This window comes from Chryseobacterium vrystaatense (genome assembly GCF_000737765.1).
Taxonomy (GTDB): Bacteria; Bacteroidota; Bacteroidia; order Flavobacteriales; family Weeksellaceae; genus Chryseobacterium; species Chryseobacterium vrystaatense.
In genome coordinates, this window is sequence record NZ_JPRI01000002.1 from 218,615 (window position 1) to 237,122 (window position 18,508).

At 36.8% G+C, this 18,508-nt stretch carries 19 protein-coding genes; 11 read left to right on the plus strand and 8 right to left on the minus strand.

Annotated features, from left to right (window positions below; translation table 11 throughout):
• Positions 1 to 6: 6 nt before the first annotated feature.
• Positions 7 to 1,203, plus strand: a complete 1,197-nt coding sequence (locus tag IW16_RS06455; protein ID WP_034741225.1) for a vWA domain-containing protein — start codon at positions 7 to 9, stop codon at positions 1,201 to 1,203.
• Positions 1,204 to 1,320: 117 nt separating this feature from the next.
• Here the strand turns inward: IW16_RS06455 and IW16_RS06460 are convergent, their stop codons facing one another.
• On the minus strand, positions 1,321 to 2,526 hold the full coding sequence (locus IW16_RS06460; RefSeq protein ID WP_034741228.1) for an NAD(P)/FAD-dependent oxidoreductase: 1,206 nt from the start codon (positions 2,524 to 2,526) through the stop codon (positions 1,321 to 1,323).
• 113 nt (positions 2,527 to 2,639) lie between these two features.
• On the opposite strand from IW16_RS06460, the gene IW16_RS06465 reads away from it, so the two are divergent.
• The gene (locus tag IW16_RS06465; RefSeq protein ID WP_034741231.1) at positions 2,640 to 3,020 is read left to right on the plus strand and encodes a SpoIIAA family protein; all 381 of its coding nucleotides are present in this window, start codon (positions 2,640 to 2,642) and stop codon (positions 3,018 to 3,020) included.
• Between the two features lie 166 nt (positions 3,021 to 3,186).
• On the opposite strand, the gene IW16_RS06470 is transcribed toward IW16_RS06465, so the two are convergent.
• Positions 3,187 to 4,389, minus strand: coding sequence for an MFS transporter (locus IW16_RS06470; RefSeq protein WP_175550375.1), 1,203 nt, complete (start codon positions 4,387 to 4,389; stop codon positions 3,187 to 3,189).
• Between the two features lie 195 nt (positions 4,390 to 4,584).
• Between IW16_RS06470 and IW16_RS06475 the strand changes: the two genes are divergently transcribed.
• Positions 4,585 to 5,445 carry an AraC family transcriptional regulator gene (locus IW16_RS06475; protein ID WP_034741236.1) on the plus strand — a complete coding sequence of 287 codons (861 nt, stop codon included), beginning with the start codon at positions 4,585 to 4,587 and terminating at the stop codon, positions 5,443 to 5,445.
• Positions 5,446 to 5,726: 281 nt separating this feature from the next.
• Here the strand turns inward: IW16_RS06475 and lipA are convergent, their stop codons facing one another.
• On the minus strand, positions 5,727 to 6,593 hold the full coding sequence (gene lipA, locus IW16_RS06480) for a lipoyl synthase (protein WP_034741239.1): 867 nt from the start codon (positions 6,591 to 6,593) through the stop codon (positions 5,727 to 5,729).
• A 108-nt stretch (positions 6,594 to 6,701) separates the two neighbouring features.
• On the opposite strand from lipA, the gene IW16_RS06485 reads away from it, so the two are divergent.
• The gene (locus IW16_RS06485; RefSeq protein ID WP_034741242.1) at positions 6,702 to 7,334 is read left to right on the plus strand and encodes a hypothetical protein; all 633 of its coding nucleotides are present in this window, start codon (positions 6,702 to 6,704) and stop codon (positions 7,332 to 7,334) included.
• A gap of 17 nt (positions 7,335 to 7,351) precedes the next feature.
• Here the strand turns inward: IW16_RS06485 and IW16_RS06490 are convergent, their stop codons facing one another.
• Positions 7,352 to 7,912, minus strand: a complete 561-nt coding sequence (locus IW16_RS06490; protein ID WP_034741246.1) for an RNA polymerase sigma factor — start codon at positions 7,910 to 7,912, stop codon at positions 7,352 to 7,354.
• Positions 7,913 to 8,057: 145 nt separating this feature from the next.
• On the opposite strand from IW16_RS06490, the gene tyrS reads away from it, so the two are divergent.
• Positions 8,058 to 9,353, plus strand: coding sequence for a tyrosine--tRNA ligase (tyrS, locus tag IW16_RS06495; RefSeq protein ID WP_034741249.1), 1,296 nt, complete (start codon positions 8,058 to 8,060; stop codon positions 9,351 to 9,353).
• A gap of 78 nt (positions 9,354 to 9,431) precedes the next feature.
• On the opposite strand, the gene IW16_RS06500 is transcribed toward tyrS, so the two are convergent.
• Entirely contained in the window at positions 9,432 to 9,854 is a 423-nt protein-coding gene (locus IW16_RS06500; protein WP_034741251.1) for a hypothetical protein, read from the minus strand.
• A 201-nt stretch (positions 9,855 to 10,055) separates the two neighbouring features.
• On the opposite strand from IW16_RS06500, the gene IW16_RS06505 reads away from it, so the two are divergent.
• Complete coding sequence (locus tag IW16_RS06505; protein ID WP_034741254.1) at positions 10,056 to 12,029, plus strand: sensor histidine kinase; 1,974 nt, start codon at positions 10,056 to 10,058, stop codon at positions 12,027 to 12,029.
• On the plus strand, positions 12,019 to 12,660 hold the full coding sequence (locus IW16_RS06510; RefSeq protein WP_034741257.1) for a response regulator transcription factor: 642 nt from the start codon (positions 12,019 to 12,021) through the stop codon (positions 12,658 to 12,660). Before IW16_RS06505 ends, IW16_RS06510 begins: the two co-directional genes overlap by 11 nt.
• 55 nt (positions 12,661 to 12,715) lie before the next feature.
• Here the strand turns inward: IW16_RS06510 and IW16_RS06515 are convergent, their stop codons facing one another.
• On the minus strand, positions 12,716 to 13,135 hold the full coding sequence (locus IW16_RS06515; RefSeq protein ID WP_034741260.1) for a hypothetical protein: 420 nt from the start codon (positions 13,133 to 13,135) through the stop codon (positions 12,716 to 12,718).
• A gap of 222 nt (positions 13,136 to 13,357) precedes the next feature.
• On the opposite strand from IW16_RS06515, the gene IW16_RS06520 reads away from it, so the two are divergent.
• From IW16_RS06520 to IW16_RS06530, 3 genes are all read left to right on the plus strand, one after another.
• The gene (locus IW16_RS06520; RefSeq protein ID WP_034741263.1) at positions 13,358 to 13,996 is read left to right on the plus strand and encodes an alpha/beta hydrolase; all 639 of its coding nucleotides are present in this window, start codon (positions 13,358 to 13,360) and stop codon (positions 13,994 to 13,996) included.
• Between the two features lie 121 nt (positions 13,997 to 14,117).
• Positions 14,118 to 15,443 (plus strand): retropepsin-like aspartic protease, encoded by a 1,326-nt coding sequence (locus IW16_RS06525; RefSeq protein WP_034741266.1) that lies wholly within the window; start codon positions 14,118 to 14,120, stop codon positions 15,441 to 15,443.
• Between the two features lie 10 nt (positions 15,444 to 15,453).
• Positions 15,454 to 15,981: a hypothetical protein gene (locus tag IW16_RS06530; RefSeq protein WP_034741269.1), complete on the plus strand. Its 528-nt coding sequence runs from the start codon at positions 15,454 to 15,456 to the stop codon at positions 15,979 to 15,981.
• Here IW16_RS06530 and IW16_RS06535 read toward each other — a convergent pair.
• Together IW16_RS06535 and IW16_RS06540 are read right to left on the minus strand one after the other, a co-directional pair.
• Complete coding sequence (locus IW16_RS06535) at positions 15,974 to 17,011, minus strand: L,D-transpeptidase (protein ID WP_051890048.1); 1,038 nt, start codon at positions 17,009 to 17,011, stop codon at positions 15,974 to 15,976. The genes IW16_RS06530 and IW16_RS06535 overlap by 8 nt on opposite strands.
• A 112-nt stretch (positions 17,012 to 17,123) precedes the next feature.
• Positions 17,124 to 17,882, minus strand: a complete 759-nt coding sequence (locus IW16_RS06540) for a response regulator transcription factor (RefSeq protein ID WP_034742660.1) — start codon at positions 17,880 to 17,882, stop codon at positions 17,124 to 17,126.
• A gap of 162 nt (positions 17,883 to 18,044) precedes the next feature.
• Here IW16_RS06540 and IW16_RS06545 point away from each other — a divergent pair, with 162 nt between their 5' ends.
• Positions 18,045 to 18,431 (plus strand): hypothetical protein, encoded by a 387-nt coding sequence (locus IW16_RS06545; protein ID WP_034741272.1) that lies wholly within the window; start codon positions 18,045 to 18,047, stop codon positions 18,429 to 18,431.
• The last annotated feature ends 77 nt before the right edge of the window (positions 18,432 to 18,508 follow it).

Genomic DNA, 18,508 nt, shown 5'->3' on the forward strand with positions numbered 1-18,508 from the left:
AATACAATGACTACTTTAAAAATCTTAGCACTGACAGCCGTTACCGCTTTTTTAAGCTCCGGCAGCTTTTCAAACACCGGCTGTGCAAACAGCTCAACATCAGACAGAACAGCATTGGTACAAAATGCCTCCGTCCCTGAGATTCCAATGCCGGCAAAGGATAATAAAATCCAGGTGGCCCTTCTTCTGGATACTTCCAACAGTATGGACGGGCTCATTGATCAGGCCAAATCAAGATTGTGGAATATTGTCAATACTTTAACCACACTGAAGTATAACGGACAGGCTCCACAGGTAGAAATAGCTCTTTATGAATATGGAAACGACGGTATCCGTGATGATAATTACATTCGTCAGGTTACTCCACTTACCCAGGATCTTGATCTGGTTTCGGAGAAATTATTTGCACTGAGAACCAATGGAGGCAGTGAATACTGTGGTGCTGTAATCCGCGATGCTTCGATGAATCTGAACTGGGATGGCAACGAAAAAAGCATGAAACTCATTTATATTGCAGGTAATGAGCCTTTTGATCAGGGTCGTGTGAATTACAAAGAAGTGATCGCAAAAGCCAAAAATAAAAACATCTATACAAATACCATTTTCTGTGGCAGCAGAGAGGAAGGAACCCAAACTTTCTGGCAGAATGGAGCCGTTTTGGGAGGAGGCAAATATTTTAATATCGACAGCGACAGAAAAGTGATCTATATTGAAACACCTTATGACGTGAGGATTTCAGAATATAATGCAAAACTGAATGACACCTACATTTTTTATGGAAGCCATGGCTCTGAATACAAACAAAAACAGGCTGCTCAAGACAGAAATGCAGAAGTCCAGTCGGTATCCAATTACGTAGAAAGAACCGTAGCTAAGTCTAAGAAAAATGCTTATAAAAACGATCACTGGGATCTTGTCGACAAAGCTGAAAAAGATGCAGGTTTCATCGCTACTGTAAAAGATGATGCCCTTCCTGCTGAACTGAAAGGTAAGAGTAAGGAAGAAATCAAAAAAGCAGTGGCTGTAAAATCTGCAGAACGTGGAAAGATCCAAAAAGAAATTGAACAGCTTTCCAGAAAGCGTCAGGAATATATTGAAACCGAAATGAAAAAACGGGGTAATGCAGATTCCGACGATCTGGGAAAAGCAATTGAAAGATCAATCATGGAGCAGGCAAAAGCGAACGGCTACAGCTCTAAATAAATTCATTGAACAATCTGTTAAGTAAGGCTTCGGGTGCCGAAGCCTTACTTTCGTCTCAATATCCATTTCAATTGTAATCTACACTTGGGGGCAGAGGCACCCGAAGCCCTCAGGTTTTTATCTCCCGAATTTAAAATATTCAGACAGGAGGTGTTTTTTATTTTTCATAAAAACGGAAGCCATTTCCATTCCTGTAATGGAAAAAGTAATTCCATTTCCTCCAAAGCCCAAGACAAAATAAGAATTTTTAAATTTTTTATGCTCTCCAATATAGGGTAATCCATCTTTGGTTTCACCGAAAGTTCCGGCCCAGACAAAATCTGTATAGAAATGATAGTCAGGTTTTATTTTTTTCAGGTTTTTAAGAATTTCCTTTTCTTTTTTATCCAGCAGGGCATCACGTTTACCGGCATCATTGAAGTCTTCATCTCCACCACCGATCAGAAGCCTTCCGTCGTCTGTTGTACGCATGTAGATGTAAGGATCATCGGTATTCCAAACCAATGTACTGCTGATGTTTTTAAACTTGTCATCATCAATTTCTGAAACGATCGCGAAAGTGCTTTTCAGATCAACAAAGTGTTCCTTCAGCAGGTTCTTGCTTTCATAGCCTATACAATAAATCACTTTTTTTGCTTTGATATGATACCCACTGTCTGTTGTCATAAGATTAAAACCTTTATGATATTTCACATTTGTCATTTCAGTTTTATCAAATATTTTCAGTCCTTTTTTTACATTATGTTCGAACAGTTCATGAGCAAATTTAAAAGCATCAATACTCGCTCCCTGTTTTGACAGGATTCCCCCATAGGTGTTTTCAAATCCAAACTGTTCTGTAATTTGTTCTGCTTCGAGCCATTTTACATTAAATCCGGCATCTTTTCTGGCTTTATATTCTTCTTTAAGCCACTTTACATCTTTCTTTTTTGCAGCAAAATACAGTGATTTTTTTCGTTTAAAACCAGCATCAGACCTAATTTGTTTTGACAGTTTTTCCAGGGTATCTATGGCCTCGGAGCAAGCTTTATAACTTTCCACAGCTCCTTTTTCTCCTATCATTTCGGTGAGTTCATAAAGGGGAACATCTATTTCATACTGAAGCATGGAGGTAGTCGCAGAGGTACTTCCGTTACAGATCTCACGTTTGTCAATCAGGATCGTTTTGTATCCATCGCTGATCATCTGATGAGCGATAAGACTTCCGGTAATACCGCCTCCGATAATTAATACATCACATTCTTCATTGGACTTCATGGAAGGATAAGATGCTATCAGCCCATTCTTTAACAGCCAGAAAGGTTCATTTGATTTTAGATCCATAATTGAATATTATATTAGAAAAAGTAGTAATTACACGTATTTTAACGATTTATTATCATTTTATGGTGCAATTATTGTACCCAGTTTAAATCCAACCATTAAAAATATTAAGTATGATAACGATTATTCCAGAAGCTCCGGATAATGTTGCCGCATTCAATGCAACAGGAGAAATAACCAAAGAAGATTTTGAAAACCTTGTCATACCACATGTAAAAGAAAAAGTAGAACAGTTTGGCGAGCTGAATTACCTATTGTATTTGGATACTGATCTGGATAATTTTACCATGGGGGCATGGCTTGAAGATGCATTTTTAGGATTAAAAAATCTTACAAAATGGAATCGTGCAGCTATTGTTACGGATAAAGAAGCCGTACAGAACTTTACAGATATCTTCAGTGTTCTGATGCCTGGAGAGTTCAAATCTTTTCCTAAAGAAAACTTATACAACGCCCTTTACTGGTGTAAAAACGGCAATGAGGTAGAAGTATAATATGATCTTATAACAAAAGAGACTTGGTTCAAATTGATGAATCAAGTCTCTTTTTCTGTATCAGTGAATGAGCAATCTTTAACCTTGATTAAAGATTACCAATATTTTTCTTTTTAAAATGAAACAACAGATTGACGGCACGAAAATCTGCATCATATTCTGTTAATTACTTATCGCAAGGTATACAATCCACAGCAGTATCATCTTTACCGGGAGTTTCTTTTCCGTAGAGATATCTGTATCTGAGGCTTATCGCAAGACCTATAAACGTCATCCCCACCCCTACAAGCGAAGGATATTTGAATGAAAACCCATATTCTAAAGGAATTCCGCCAAGGAAAGCCCCCATTGCATTGGCGATATTAAAAGCAGCCTGCATGAATGCAGCAGCCATCATTTCACTTTTAGGAGCAGCTTTCATCATCATAATATTGATAGGTGCAGCCACAGACATCGACAATGCTCCACAAACGAATGTCAGGATAAGTGCTATATTCTGATGCTCTGCAAAGAAAAACACCCCGGCAAGAGAAATCATCATTAGAAAGATCAGTAATGCACATGTTTTTTCAGGTCCAAGCCTGTCGGAAATAAATCCTCCGGCAAGATTCCCAACCACCATTCCTGCCCCGGCAAGAACCATCACATAGGCCATCTGGTTACTCTGTATGCCTGCAACTATGGTCATCAATGGTGTAATATAGCTGAACCATGTGAAAAGACCACCGAATCCAATTGCTGTAATCCCCAAAACCAGCCACGACTGTTTATTTTTAAGAAATTTCAACTCTTCAAGGAAGTGGGTATCCTGATTGGACTCTATTGCAGGAAGCCATAATTTAAGAAACAATATTGCGAAAAGCCCGATCAGTGCTACAATGGCAAAGTAAAGTTTCCAGTGATAAGCATGTCCTATATAGGTAACAAGCGGTACCATGACCAGATTGGCGACCGTGAGTCCCGTAAACATTAAGGATATATAAAATGCCTCCTTCCCTTTTCCAGCCATACGTGATGCAACCACCGTTCCTACCCCAAAGAATGCCCCGTGAGGAAGTCCGGACATAAATCTGATGATCAGCATGCTCGTATAATCAGGAGCTACTGCAGAAAGTCCATTAAACAAAGTGAAAAGGATCATCAGGACCATCAACACTTTTTTAGGTGGAAATTTTACGGAATATCCGATAAGGATGGGCGCTCCAATTACCACACCCATGGCATAAGCAGAGATCAGGTGTCCTGCTTCGGGAATGGTGATCTTTAAGCTGTTTGCAATATCCGGAAGCAGCCCCATTACGGTAAATTCCGTGGTTCCGATTCCCAGACCGCCTATAGCCAGCGGTATGATTCTTTTATCAATCTTCATTGTCAGTAAACTTCTTTTTCGAATTTAATGGTAAGTGATTTTTTCGTAAAATTAAAAATGGTAATACCCCTTTATTTTGAAAGTGCAAAAATCGTGAGAAATATTGGTTTTCACTTCTCTTGAAATGATAAAAATTTGCTCCATATTAACCTTTTTATGTAATTTTAAAATCAGAATCAATCAAATGAGAACAAGATGAAAATTCAGAAAGAGGTTATAGAATTTGAGAAAGGGAAATCTTTTAAGCTTTTTTCACCTTCTTTAAAGAACTGTTTTTTCTGGCATCATCACCCGGAAATAGAGCTGGTGTATGTGGAAGCGGTCAATGGAATCCGGCACGTGGGAAGGGACATTTCAGGTTTTACAGAAAGTGATTTGCTCTTGATAGGCTCCAATGTCCCCCATCTTAATTTCGATTATGGTATTCAGACGGAATGCAGGCAATTGGTTCTTCAGATGAGAGAAAATTTCCTTCATGATATCATCTTTCCTGTTCCTGAGTTTGAAAATATTAAAAAACTTCTGGAAAGGTCTTATTTAGGGCTCTCTTTTTCAGGAGAAACAAAGAAAACGGTCGTTGAAAAACTTCATGATATTAAGGGCACAAACTCTTTTGATTCTCTTATAGGATTGATTGAAATTCTTCAGATCCTTGCTTCGTCAAATGAAGTAAAGGAACTCAATAAGGAAGATACCAGAATCAAGTGGTTTCTGAACGATAAGATCAGAATGGGAACCATCTACGACTACATTCACGGAAACTATGACAGAAAACCCAATGTGAATGAAATTGCAAAGATCGTCAGCTTGAGTACTCCCGCTTTCTGCCGCTATTTTAAAAAGCAGACCAATATGACCTTCACCGAGTTTGTCAATAACTACAGAATAAATCAGGCAAAAATATTCCTGCTAAAGGATTATTCTGTGACAGAGGTTTGCTTTCAGGTGGGCTTTGAGAGTTTATCCTATTTCAATAAATTATTCAAACAGCATACGGGTGAAACGCCTTCTGAATTCAGGAAAAAATACTTGAGGAATATTGAGATACGGAACTAGATTTTTTTCTGTGAGTTTAACCACCCCGTCAAAAATTCTTTGAATTTTCGCCACCCCTCCACGGGAGGGGAATTCTAAACCGACTACTTTTTGTCAATATAAAAATCTTCGATTTTCAAAGAACTAAAGGATCTTCGTTTTAAAACCTCTTTACTTAAAATAACCAAATGTTAAAAAAAACTTTGTTTTTTCTGTGGTTAAAAGAAATGTATTCAATAGAGACTTCCTAAAATCTTACTTAAATAAAAAAAACCGCTTCAAAAATGAAGCGGCTGTATTTTCTAGTGGATATGTTTTTCAGCGTGATAAGAGCTTCTTACCAATGGTGAACTTTCTACGTGTCTGAAACCTAAGCTTCTTGCAAAATCTCCCAGTTCATCAAATTCTTCCGGTGTAATGAATTTTTTTACAGGCAGATGCTTCTTGGTAGGCTGAAGATACTGTCCCATTGTAATCACATCTACATTGGCATTTCTGATATCTTCAATGGTCTGGAAAACCTCATCTTTAGTTTCACCCAAACCAAGCATTACTCCGGTTTTGGTTCTTCTCTGTCCAGCTTCCTTCAAATATCTCAGTACTTCTAAGCTTCGCTCATATTTAGCCTGGATCCTAACTTCTCTTGTCAGACGTTTTACGGTTTCCATATTGTGAGAAATCACTTCCGGAGCCACATCTACCAATCTGTCAATATGCTTTGTAATTCCCTGAAAATCCGGAATAAGCGTTTCCATCGTTGTTCCGGGAGAAATTCTTCGTACTGCATTTACAGTCTCTCCCCAAAGGATGGAACCCATATCTTTCAGATCATCACGATCTACAGAAGTAAGAACAGCATGCTTGATTTTCATTAATTTAATAGAACGGGCCACTTTTTCAGGTTCATCCCAATTCACATCAAGCGGTTTTCCTGTTTTTACACCACAGAATCCACAGCTTCTGGTACAGATATTTCCAAGGATCATGAACGTTGCCGTTCCTTCTCCCCAGCATTCTCCCATATTCGGACAGCTTCCGCTCTGGCATATGGTATTTAATTTATATTTGTCGACCAAAGTCCTCAGTTCCCTGTAGTTCTTTCCGGTAGGAAGTTTTACGCGGATCCACTTTGGTTTTTGAACGGTAGTATCTTGAACTAAATTTTCCATTTATTTCTCAAATTGAAGGTTCAAAGTTAAGGATTTTTTTATCGAAACAATCAAAGACTGGCATTGATAGAACAGATAATTTCGTAAATTTAAACCTTACTATTTCCTATGAAGACGACATTTTGCTTTCTATCTATTATTTTCAGTACATTTTGTTTTGCTCAGAAAGAATTTCAGCCAGCGGGCTCAGAGATTATTGAAACTGTTGACGGTGATCTGGACGGAGATCAAATTCCTGAAAAAGTTATGATTTATAATACAAAAGACGAGGGTGAACTTGGGAAAATAAGAGAACTCCAAATTTTGAAAAAAATTAATGAAAAATGGATAATTTTAGAAAAATCGAGAAATGCCATTTTGGAAAGTAGCGCAGGCGGAATGATGGGCGATCCCTATCAAAGTACAGCCATTAAAAATGGAATTTTAATAATAGAGCATTATGGAGGAAGCAGTTGGAAATGGGGAAATACAGATAAATACAGGTTTCAGAACGGACATTTTGAACTGATTGGTCACTCTTCTGAAGGTGGAAGACCTGGGGATTACTGGATTGAAGTGGATTTTAATCTTTCAACCGGACAGCTTAATTACAAAAAAGATGTGGAAAATACCGCAGAATATGGCAAGTCCAAAAAGGAAACTTACATTAAAAAAGGATTAAAGATTAATCTTCAGAATATCAATCAAAGGGAACAGAGAAAAATTATCCTTCCAAAAACGAAGGAAACTGTTTATATCTGAGAATCCGTGTCTAGTTTTTAATTATCATCAAACTCATTATTCTTAAGTAATTCCGCTAGAACTTTTTTGGCACGCATGACCCGTACTTTCGTGTTTGCAACAGAGATTCCCAATTCTTCTGCAATTTCTTTGATACTTTTTTCCTCAAAAAATCTCAGTTTGATAATATCCTGATAATTGGCATCTAAAGACTCTATGGTTTTGATGATTTTTTTCTGCTCTTCATTGGAGATCATCAGTTCTTCCGGAGATTTGGCAAACTGATTTTTAACTTCATCAAGATTTTCGGTTGGGTCCTGATTTTCGCGGCTTCTTTTTCGCCAGAAATCAATGACCGTATTTTGGGCAATAGTTAATATCCAGGTTTTAAACTGAAAATGCGGATCATACATATCCAGTTTCGACAACACTTTTGAAAAAACATTTACCGTAATCTCATCTGCATCATTTTCATCTTTTACTTTCTTCATGACAAATGAAAAAACATCCACCCAAAAGATATTGATGAGTTTAGTCTGGGCCTTCTGGTCCTTTTCTTTTGCCTTTTGAATAAGCAGGAATAGCTGTTCGTCGTTCATTATTAACAAATATAATTTTTTTAAGTGAAAAGACAAGGGAGCAAATACGCCTTTTTATACTTTGAACTTTTTGCCACGTGACATCTAGTCTCCATACTCCTGAATTTACTATCTTTGCACCATAAAATTTTAAAGTAAAATATAGATGAATTCCTTTATAGAAGAACTTAAATGGCGTGGTCTTTTTGCCGATATGATGCCAGGAACCGACGAACAGCTGAATAAAGAGGTAACTACTGCATATATTGGTTTCGACCCGACTGCTGATTCTTTGCATATCGGAAGTCTTATCCAGATCAAAATTTTAGCGCACTTCCAGCAGCATGGGCATAAGCCAATTGCTTTGGTGGGTGGTGCTACAGGAATGATTGGAGATCCTTCAGGAAAATCTGCAGAGAGAAACCTGCTGGACGAAGCGACTCTTCTTCATTACGTAGACTGTTTGAAGAACCAGCTTTCGAAGTTTTTAGATTTTGAGGGTGATGGTCCTAACAAAGCGGAATTGGTAAACAATTACGATTGGATGAAAAACATCTCTTTCCTTGACTTCGCTAAAAATGTGGGAAAGAATATCACAGTCAATTATATGATGGCGAAAGACTCTGTTAGAAAGAGATTTTCGGGAGATGGCGGAGCAGATGGTATGAGTTTTACGGAATTCACTTACCAGCTTATCCAGGGATATGACTTCCTTCATCTGTACCAAAATAATAATGTCAAGCTTCAGATGGGAGGTTCTGACCAGTGGGGAAATATCACTACAGGTACTGAACTGATCCGCAGAAAGGCTCAGGGAGAAGCTTTTGCCTTAACAGTTCCATTGATTACGAAAGCCGATGGTTCTAAATTCGGAAAATCTGAAAGCGGAGAAAATTACTGGCTGGACAAAAAGAAAACATCTCCTTACAAATTCTATCAGTTCTGGCTTAATGCTACTGATGATGATGCAGAGAGATTCATCAAATTTTACACTTTCATCGCAAAAGAAGAAATTGAAACTTTAGTTGAAGAGCACAAAACAGCTCCTCACGAAAGAAAACTTCAAAAAAGACTGGCTGAAGAAGTCACAGTTTGGGTACACGGAAGAGAAGAGTACGAAAAATCACTTAAGGCTTCAGAAATTCTTTTCGGACGTTCTACAGCAGAAGATCTGGTAAGCCTTGATGAAGAAATTTTCCTTGAAGTTTTTGACGGTGTTCCGCAAAAAGAAGTTGTAAAAACTGATGTTTTGGGAGTTAATATCGTTGATCTTCTTTCTGAAAAATCAGGTTTCCTGAAATCTAAAAGTGAGGCTCAAAGGGAAATTAAAGGAAATGCTATTTCTGTAAACAAAGAAAAAGTAAATGACACCTATACGGCTAATGAAAGCGACCTTATTGACGGCAAGTTTTTACTGCTTCAAAAAGGTAAGAAAAGCTACTTCATTGTAAAGGTTATTTAATTTTCAATACCCTATAAAAAGGACCGGCGCTGAGAGTACTCTCAGCGCCGGTTTTTATTCATGATAGTTACTTAGTTTTTAGAATACATAACTTGCGGATGCAGATAAAATCTTTCCGGTTGAAGTTCCTTCTTTTTTCAATTCACCATCTACCCAGATCTGAACTTTCAAATTAGATGAAGCATCTACTCCCAGTGCATTCACAACAACATTAGCATTGTAAGCTCCTGTCTCTGAAGTCACTTCCGGACTGGTCCAGGTTGCCCCGCTAAGACTGGTTGCTGTGGTAGGATTACCGTCAATTCCATACACCGCCGCTTCGATATTACTTCCCGAAGAAGCTATAGCTTTAAAAACGACTTTATGGCTTTTCTTTGATCCATTAACATTGTTGTCATCGTCATCGTCATTACTACAAGATGTGACAGCTCCAATCAGCATTGTTGTTAACAAAACAAAAAATGCACCTCTCAACAGTTGACTCATTTTCATTTTTTTCATAATCTTTTTTGTTTAAATTTTAATTACTTTATTTTAATATTCTATGATTAATGATTTGATCTCTGCAAAGCTATTGGAGTCAGTTTATTTTATCAATCCTGAAAAATCTGTATTTTTTTCTACCAGAATTCTGGTATTTTTTTTACTGAAAAATTTAATTAAATTGAACGTTTTAATTTTTTTTCACAGAATTGATACCCAATGAAGAGATTACTGATTCTATTAAGCATATTATTATCTTTCGCTTTACAGTCACAGCAAGTTCTCCCTCTCAATGAGAAATTCTATTTAGACAGCTTACAGAACATTACAAAAAACTCTGCAGTAAATACTTCGAAAGCAAGTGCGTATTTTCTGTTATCCAATTATTACAGAAACAGCGATTCTCTTTTGAGTAAAAAGCACCTGGAAATTGGGAAAACCTTCATTAAAAATGATGCTTTTCTTACTGCAAAATATGATTACTACGAGGGGCAATATTACCTTGACCGAAATAAAGAAAAGGCCGCTGCCTTTTATCAAAAGGCTATTAAGGTATTATCCAAATTAAAAACCAGGGAATCTGATTTTTACCAGGCTTTAGCATGGTACGGATATGGAGTTTCCCAAAAAGATAAGGAGGGCTATCCTTTTTTAGTGAAGATTGTCCTTGAAAAATGTATTCCATTGATCAAAAAATATGGGAACAGCAGGAACTTAGGATTTGCCTATACTCAGCTTGCAGTCATTCTTACCTATAATGCGCAGCTTGATAAGGCCCAAAATTATAATGCTCAGGCTTTAGAAATTCTTGAAAAAGGCTATCCGAAATCCCCTGAATTATTTTTTACTTATTTGAACACCGCCAGTAATTTCTGCTATCAGGCAAAAGGAAATGAAGCAAAAAAGTATCTTGATAAAGCTGAAAAATTAATTATTCCTTATCCGGAATCTTCATCCAATTCGTTTTATTATTATAGTAAAACACTCTATTTTATTACCAAACAGGAAAATTTACAGGCATTACCCACTATTGAAAAAGGACTCGCATATACCAAAAAATTCAATCAGAATCTGCAGGCGCAAATGTTCTATTTCAACAAGTATGATATATTAAAAAAATTAAAGAGATACCGTGAAGCTAAAGATGTTTTGGAAAATATTCTGGCAGAAAAATCACTTGTTCTTGATCTTAACAACAGAAAAACGATCTATAAACAACTTTCTGCCCTAAATGAGGAAATGGGAAATGCAAAAGAAGCTTTGGTATGGGAACAAAGATATTCCAAACTCAATGACAGTCTGAGCAGTGCCAATGTAAGGCTTGAAATCAACAAACTTGAAACAAAATTCAATACTGCTGAAAAGGAAAGAAAAATAGCAACTCTGAATGCAGAAAAGAACCAGAAAGATTTAGAGGTAAACAAGAAAAATTCCTATTTATGGGGGCTGAGCCTAGTCTTATTATTACTTGTAAGCCTTTTGTTGTTTCTCTTTGTTATTTTCAGAAAAAATAAAAAAATAAACGAGCAGAGAATCAACGACATTAAACAAAAGGAGGAACTATCGCTTACCAGAGCCATTCTTGATGGTGAAGAAAGAGAAAGGGAACGCATTGCCAGAGATCTTCACGATGGTTTGGGCGGGATGCTTGCCGGAGTTAAAATTAATTTTTCCACCTGGTCTTCCAATCATTTACATCCTGAAAAAGATCAAGAGTTTTATAAGATTTTGGGTAAATTAGACAATTCTGTAAGTGAACTTCGTCACATAGCAAGAAATTTAATGCCTGAGTCGCTTATTAATTTCGGATTGGAAACGGCTTTAAATGATCTATGTGAATTTTACTCCAGAAAAGATCTGGATATTGATTTCCAGACAATTGATATCAAAAAGAATCTGCCCTTACCCATTCAGCTTAATATTTACCGGATTGTACAGGAATTATTAGCGAATGCTATAAAACATGCCGAAGCCAGCAATATTCTTTTGCAGTGCTCCCAATCCACTGAAAATTTTCTTATTACCATTGAAGATAACGGAAAAGGATTTGATAAAAATATTGAACAGACCACAAAAAGTATGGGACTTCGAAATTTGAAGAACCGGGTGAATTATCTGAAAGGAACAATGGAAATCAGTTCAGATACTCAGGGTACAACCATTAACATTGAACTTAGCATTGATGGAGAATAAAAAGATAAACATCGTCATTGTAGACGATCATCCCATCGTCATCGAAGGATTAAAAATGATGCTGGCCAACCAACTTGGTTTTACAGTTTCAGAAAGTTTCACATCCGGAAAAGAGATCACTTCTTTTATCAGGAATCATAAAGTGGATATTATTCTTTTGGATATTACCCTACCTGATGCTAACGGCACAGAACTCTGCAGGGAAATAAAAAAAATATCACCTGCTACTTCTGTAATCATGTTCAGCAACCGGTCTGAAAGAAGTATTATTATGCAGTCTATACAAAACGGTGCAAGCGGTTATATTCTTAAAAACACCTCTATAGATGAATTAGTGGTATGTATTCAGGGCGCTCATTCGGGAAATATTGTTTTCTGTAATGAAACTAAGGAAATTATCAGCAAACCCTCTCACAACGAGGTCCCAATCCCACGACTGACAAAAAGGGAAAAGCAGATTTTGCAAATGGTAGCAGATGGAAAAACCAGTATTATAATTGCAGACGAGCTATTTCTAAGCCCTCTTACCGTGGAAACACACCGTAAAAATCTCTTACAGAAATTCCAGGCAAAAAACTCTACCGAACTCATCAGCCGTGCTGCCCAACAGAATATGATTGACAGCAATTAATAAAAAAACCGCTTATTAAAAGCGGTTTTATATTTTATATCAGTATAGAATGAATTTATAATTCTAAGAAACTGTAATTAACAGAAGCGACCAAAGGACCTGCTCCTACCATCTTTTTGGTTCTTACAATTTCGCCGTCTATCCAAAGATTCACGATCAGTTCAGAATTGGCATCCGGAAGATCTGCTTTAGCAGCAAGGTTCAATTGAGCCTGGCTGGAGTTTACGAAAAATTCGCCACTTCCCCAGGTAGTTCCCACTGGATCGAAAATATCGGTCTTAACGGTTCCTACTTGTGTTACAATAGCTCTAATAACACCTCCGGTAGTTGTTTTTACTTCAAACTGCACAACGTGATCTGTATACTCATCATCATCATCCTTTTTACAAGAATTCACCACAGTAATTACAGAAAATAATAAAACGAATAAAAAAGAAAGTCTAAGTAAACTTTTAGATTTGTAAAATTGCTTCATTTCTCCAAATAGATTTTTAATGTTTCAAATATAAGTTTTTTATTAATATAAAAATAACTTTTATGAAAAATTTCCAACAAAGATTTCCAAATAATATCAAATCAGCAAAATGAACAATGGCAGAATCAACCCGCATTTGAAGATATAATAAGCCCAATACTGAATGTGAAATACACGTCTTCCATTTAGAATTTTACCATCTGATTTAATTATATTTGCTGTATGAATTTAGATTATATAGTAAGAGAACCGGAACATATCACTCCCAATACTACTGTACTTTTCATGCTGCACGGCTATGGCAGTAATGAACAGGATCTTTTCAGCTTCAGGGAGACACTTCCCGCCGACTGGCTTATCGTAAGTTTCAGAGCACCCAGAGATACCCAGTTTGAGGGATACTCATGGTTTGACATTGATTTCAACAATCCTGAAAATTTTATTGATATTGTACAGGCTAAGGAAGCACTGAACGGAGTCCTGGAAAGCATCCTGAAAGTAGTTAATCATTATGGTCTTACGGAAGGTAAAGTTAATTTATGCGGTTTCAGCCAGGGTGGAATGTTGTGCTATGCTTTAGCCCTAAAACATCCTGATATGTTTAATTATGTAGCCTGTCTGAGCAGCTATCCTGAGGAAAAACTTCTGGATGGTATTGTAAAAGACAAAAAGAAACTGGAAAAACTTCGCTTTTTTATATCCCATGGAACAGACGATGCTGTCATCCCAATGGAATGGGGAAGAAAAGCAGCAGACCTGCTGTATGACCTGAGCTGCTATTTCACTTTCCGGGAGTATATGAGCGGACATGGGGTTAATCAGAAAAACTATATGGATCTGATGGATTTCTTTGCAAAATAGTCACAGTCCCACTTTTAAGTAAAATAAAAAAAAATCCTGCATTACTGCAGTTTATATAAACATTCCTGTCTTTGGAATGTTTTTTCGTTTATATTAATGAGAATTTCACTAAATTCAGTAAATGAAAATAAAGCTTTCTTTACTGGCATTACTCTTTAGCATTTTTATGAGTGCCCAGAACTCTTTTGAGCTCATTAATGCCAAAAAAGTAGTCATCCCTTTTAAGCTTATCAATAACCTCATTTTTATTCCTATTAATATCAACGGTGCTGAACTGACATTTATGCTGGATACCGGAGTCGCGGAAACCATCCTTTTCAGTCTGGAAAATAAAGAAGTCAAGTTACAAAATATAGAAAAGGTAAAATTTTCGGGGTTAGGGGGAAATATGAGTATAGACGGTTTTAAATCTGACCGTAATATTGCCAAAATAGGTGATCATATCATCAATTCTTCCATGCTTCTGTTCATTGTCATCGATGAGGAATTCAATATATCATCTCATATAGGAATTCCGGTGAATGGGGTAATCGGTTATCATTTTTTTAAGGACCATCCCGTTTCAATAGATTATACAGCAAAAAAAATAACCGTCTATCAGGACAAAGATTTGTTTAAAAAGAAGATCAGAAAATTTACCGAACTGCCTATGAGCATTGAAAAGGATAAACCTTATATCTATGCAGATATAGAGATGACAAACGATAAGAAAAGTTCAAAATTACTGATCGATCTTGGCAATAGTGATGCTATTTGGTTATTTCCCACTCTTATCAAAGACTTTGTTTACAACAGACCCAATATTGATGATTATCTGGGACGTGGTTTCAATGGAGATATTTACGGGAAGAGAAGCAGGATTCATAATTTTTATCTTAAAGACTTCAAATTTGAAAAGCCGCTCACTGCAATGCCTGATGAATATTCTATCCAGCACGTCACTCTCGTTGCAGATAGAAAAGGATCTGTAGGCGGTGAAATCACACGACGGTTTACCACTGTTTTCGATTACGCAGGCGGAAAGTTATATTTGAAAAAAAACAGGAATTTTAATGATCCTTTTCATTTCAACATGAGCGGTTTGGATTTTAAACAGGATGGATTGGAGTGGCAGGAAGACCGGGTGAAAATTGAACCCAAGTTATCATCCGACGGCAGCCGGGAAATTTCTGTAGGAAGCAGCGACTTCCAGTATAAATTTTTTCTAAAACCTATCTTTTCCGTAGCAGGCATTAGAAAGAATTCGCCGGCATTTAAAGCAGGGCTCAAAAAAGATGACCGCGTCATCAGCATCAATGGAAGTAAAACTTCGGATATGACCATGGAAAAGATCATGGAACTGATGAAGTCAGAAGAAGGAAGAAATATCACTATATTGGTCCAGAGAAAAAATAAAGAAATGACTTTTGATTTTGTATTAGAAGATCCTATCCCATATCAAGAATAAAACAGGCAGCATGAAAACTGAAGAAAGCACAATAGATAAAATAAGGACCCGCCCAAGATTTAAAATGTTTACTCATCTTACGAAAGAGCAGTATGCAGAAAATCTTAAAAAATATCTTGCTGACCATAAAGATGAATTTTCAGGAAATATCAACAGAGAGGTTGCTACCATTTATGTAGAAACGAAATATGATAATTACTGGAAACCCCGGCTGTCATTAAGAATAGAAATTGAAGACGATGAAACTGCTATTCGGGGTGTATTTGGACCCAGCTCAGCGGTCTGGACGTTTTTTATGTTTCTTTACTTTTCTTTTTCTATTTTATGGATGACTTTTTTCACGATGTTTTATGTAGAAAAGCAAATAAAAAGCGCTGAGTTCCCGTGGGCCCTGAGCGCTTCATTTATGATGTTATTTTTCATTCTTCTTACTTATGCAGCGGCCAGATTCGGACAGCACAAGGGCAAAGAAGAAATGCTTAAACTAAGAAGATTTGCTGAAGAATCTACTTTACAGTTTGAGAAGATTCTTAATTAGCAGGAATTTCTGAAGGTTTCTCAGTTTGAGCCGGTACTGCCATTGCTTTAGCGGCTTTGATAGAATCTGCCACTTTTTCTCTGTTATCCTGCTCTCTGATCATTTTTTCAACATTCGGCTGCAGAAGTTTAGTCATTTCCTCCACTGAAATATTATTGGCATTGGGATCATCCAACAGTTTTTTCCACGGTTTTCTCCCCCCCCATTTGTAGTCTCCAAATACCATAACAGCAGTTCCTTTTGCTTTGGTAGTAGCCCCCCCGGGATTCAGAATCCAGGTATCTGCATAAGAATATAACCATTGGGCATCTTTCATCAAAAGGCGCAGACACGAATGCGATGCAGGATAACCCGGAAGATCATACTGGTGCCATCCGATACCTCCGATATTATGAATATTAAAGTTATAAGGAAGTTTCCACTCGCTGCTGACGGTCGAAATCGACAGTTTCTTTTTCCAATTGGCAAAAGTAAGTCCGCGTGTAGTTTGTGCTGCCTTCTTACCCATACTCGTCGGACCCCACTTCACCAGGCTACCGTTAGAATAAACGCCGTAAGCCTGTATAGGATAAGAAAAAATAACAAACTTTTTCACACCGCTCAATACATCCAGCTGCATGGGAAAAGGAGAATAGGACATCAATGTAGTATCTATTTTTGCAGGAACTACCAATGTATCCGTATTGAATCTGTTTTTAGAATCCAATCTGTTTAATGCCAGAATAGCATAACGTTCTTTTTCGCTGTATTTTTTGCTGAATTCCGCATATACGGAATCTCTCAGTTTTTTATCTTTAGGAAGGACAAAAGCATTATAAAAACCATTCTCCTGCATTGCCGGCGGAACAGATTCTTTTTGCACGACCGAATCTTTTCTGATGGAATCTTTTTCCATAGCAGGGGTTTCTGCCGAGGAAACTGTATCTTTAAAATTATCGCTTATTTTTTCAATTTCTTTCTTACACGAAACCAGTATTGCAGCGCTAAAGCAGAGGTATAAAAATGTTTTTTTCACAGATATGTTTTTCATAAATAAACAGGCCATTTAGTTTGGTTACCCATTGCAAATATCAGACCTAAAATTGAATCATGAAAGACATTCTAAAAAATACCGTAAAAAAACGGTATTGAAGGATCCTGTTTTACAGCAACTTATTGGTTTTAGCGTATGACAGGGCTTCAGCAATGTTATTGACTCCAATTTTTTCAAAGAGTTTTTTACGGTGAAATTTTACGGTATCCGCAGAAATAAATAATTTTTCCCCAATTTCATTAATCGTCAGTCCGCTGGCATAGAGACTTAGTATTTCATATCCTCTTTGCGAGAGTTTTATTTTTTCATCGTTTTCCCATCTGCCTGCTACCGGGTCAAACCTCCAAAGCTCATCAGAACCTTCTCTGCTGACCACAATATTCCCTGAAGTACTGTTGTTGGAAAGCGATACAATACACAATGATTTCCAGATCTGTCCACTTTCGGTAAGGAACATCGGTGTAAGTTTATGATTGACAAGAACCATATTTTTCTTGCTGTTGATCAGATAAAAATCGTAAGAAATAGAATACAGTTTTCGTTCATCTACAGGAATATTTTCATAAAACTCAAATCCAGCCTCATTGATCTTTATTAAAAGTTCTACATCCTCAGGCTTCACATTTTGAAAATAAAATCCATACCCCAATGCTTTCACCTCTTCCGATGATTTGCCACAAAGGAATAATGGATTTTCCGATACATATTCAAAAGCTCTGGTCTGATAATCTATCACATATAAACTTTGATAAGTAAGCCTTGAAAATGCCTTTATCGCTTCCAGATATTCTCCAACCTGACTGCGGTCTATTTCAGCATCCCTGCGGACATCATTTATATCATTAAAAAATCGGTTAATTTCTTCCATATACATTGTTAATAAATCGACAAATTGACTACCCTAAAGTGTAGTATTCGTCATCCCTAAGCAAATCTACACAAAAGTGTAGTGGTTATCAAAATTGCGTGATATACTTTTGCTGAAAATAACTTTAATCCTGTACCTAAAAACAAATTAATAGCTTGAAAGATGAGACACATCTATTTTTATTCACTATTTATTGTATGTACAGCCCCGGTCACTCTCCTGTCCTCTTTCTTTCTTATTAACGGCAGATCCAGCTGTTTCAGCTATTCGGAAACTACTGCTCACGGAGATTTAACGATTAAAAATTTAAAGAAAGAGAATCCTGAAATGATGGAATATCATTTTTCTGAGAAAGACCAACTTCAATATGTATTCACTAACCATGAAATAAAGGAGCTGCCTGAGCACAATTCGGTCAAAGTTAAAGTAGATTTCACCAACCAAGTTTTTATCGTAAATAACTTTGCCTTCGAGGGCCAATTCAGACTGAACATAATAAATAACAGCGGCCGAATTAAAGCAGCCCTTAAAGATCAGCTTTTTATTTAACAGAATTAATTTCTGAAAAAAAACCACAAACTGATTGAAACATCATATCAGCTGATCTTTTTTTATTACTGTCTTTT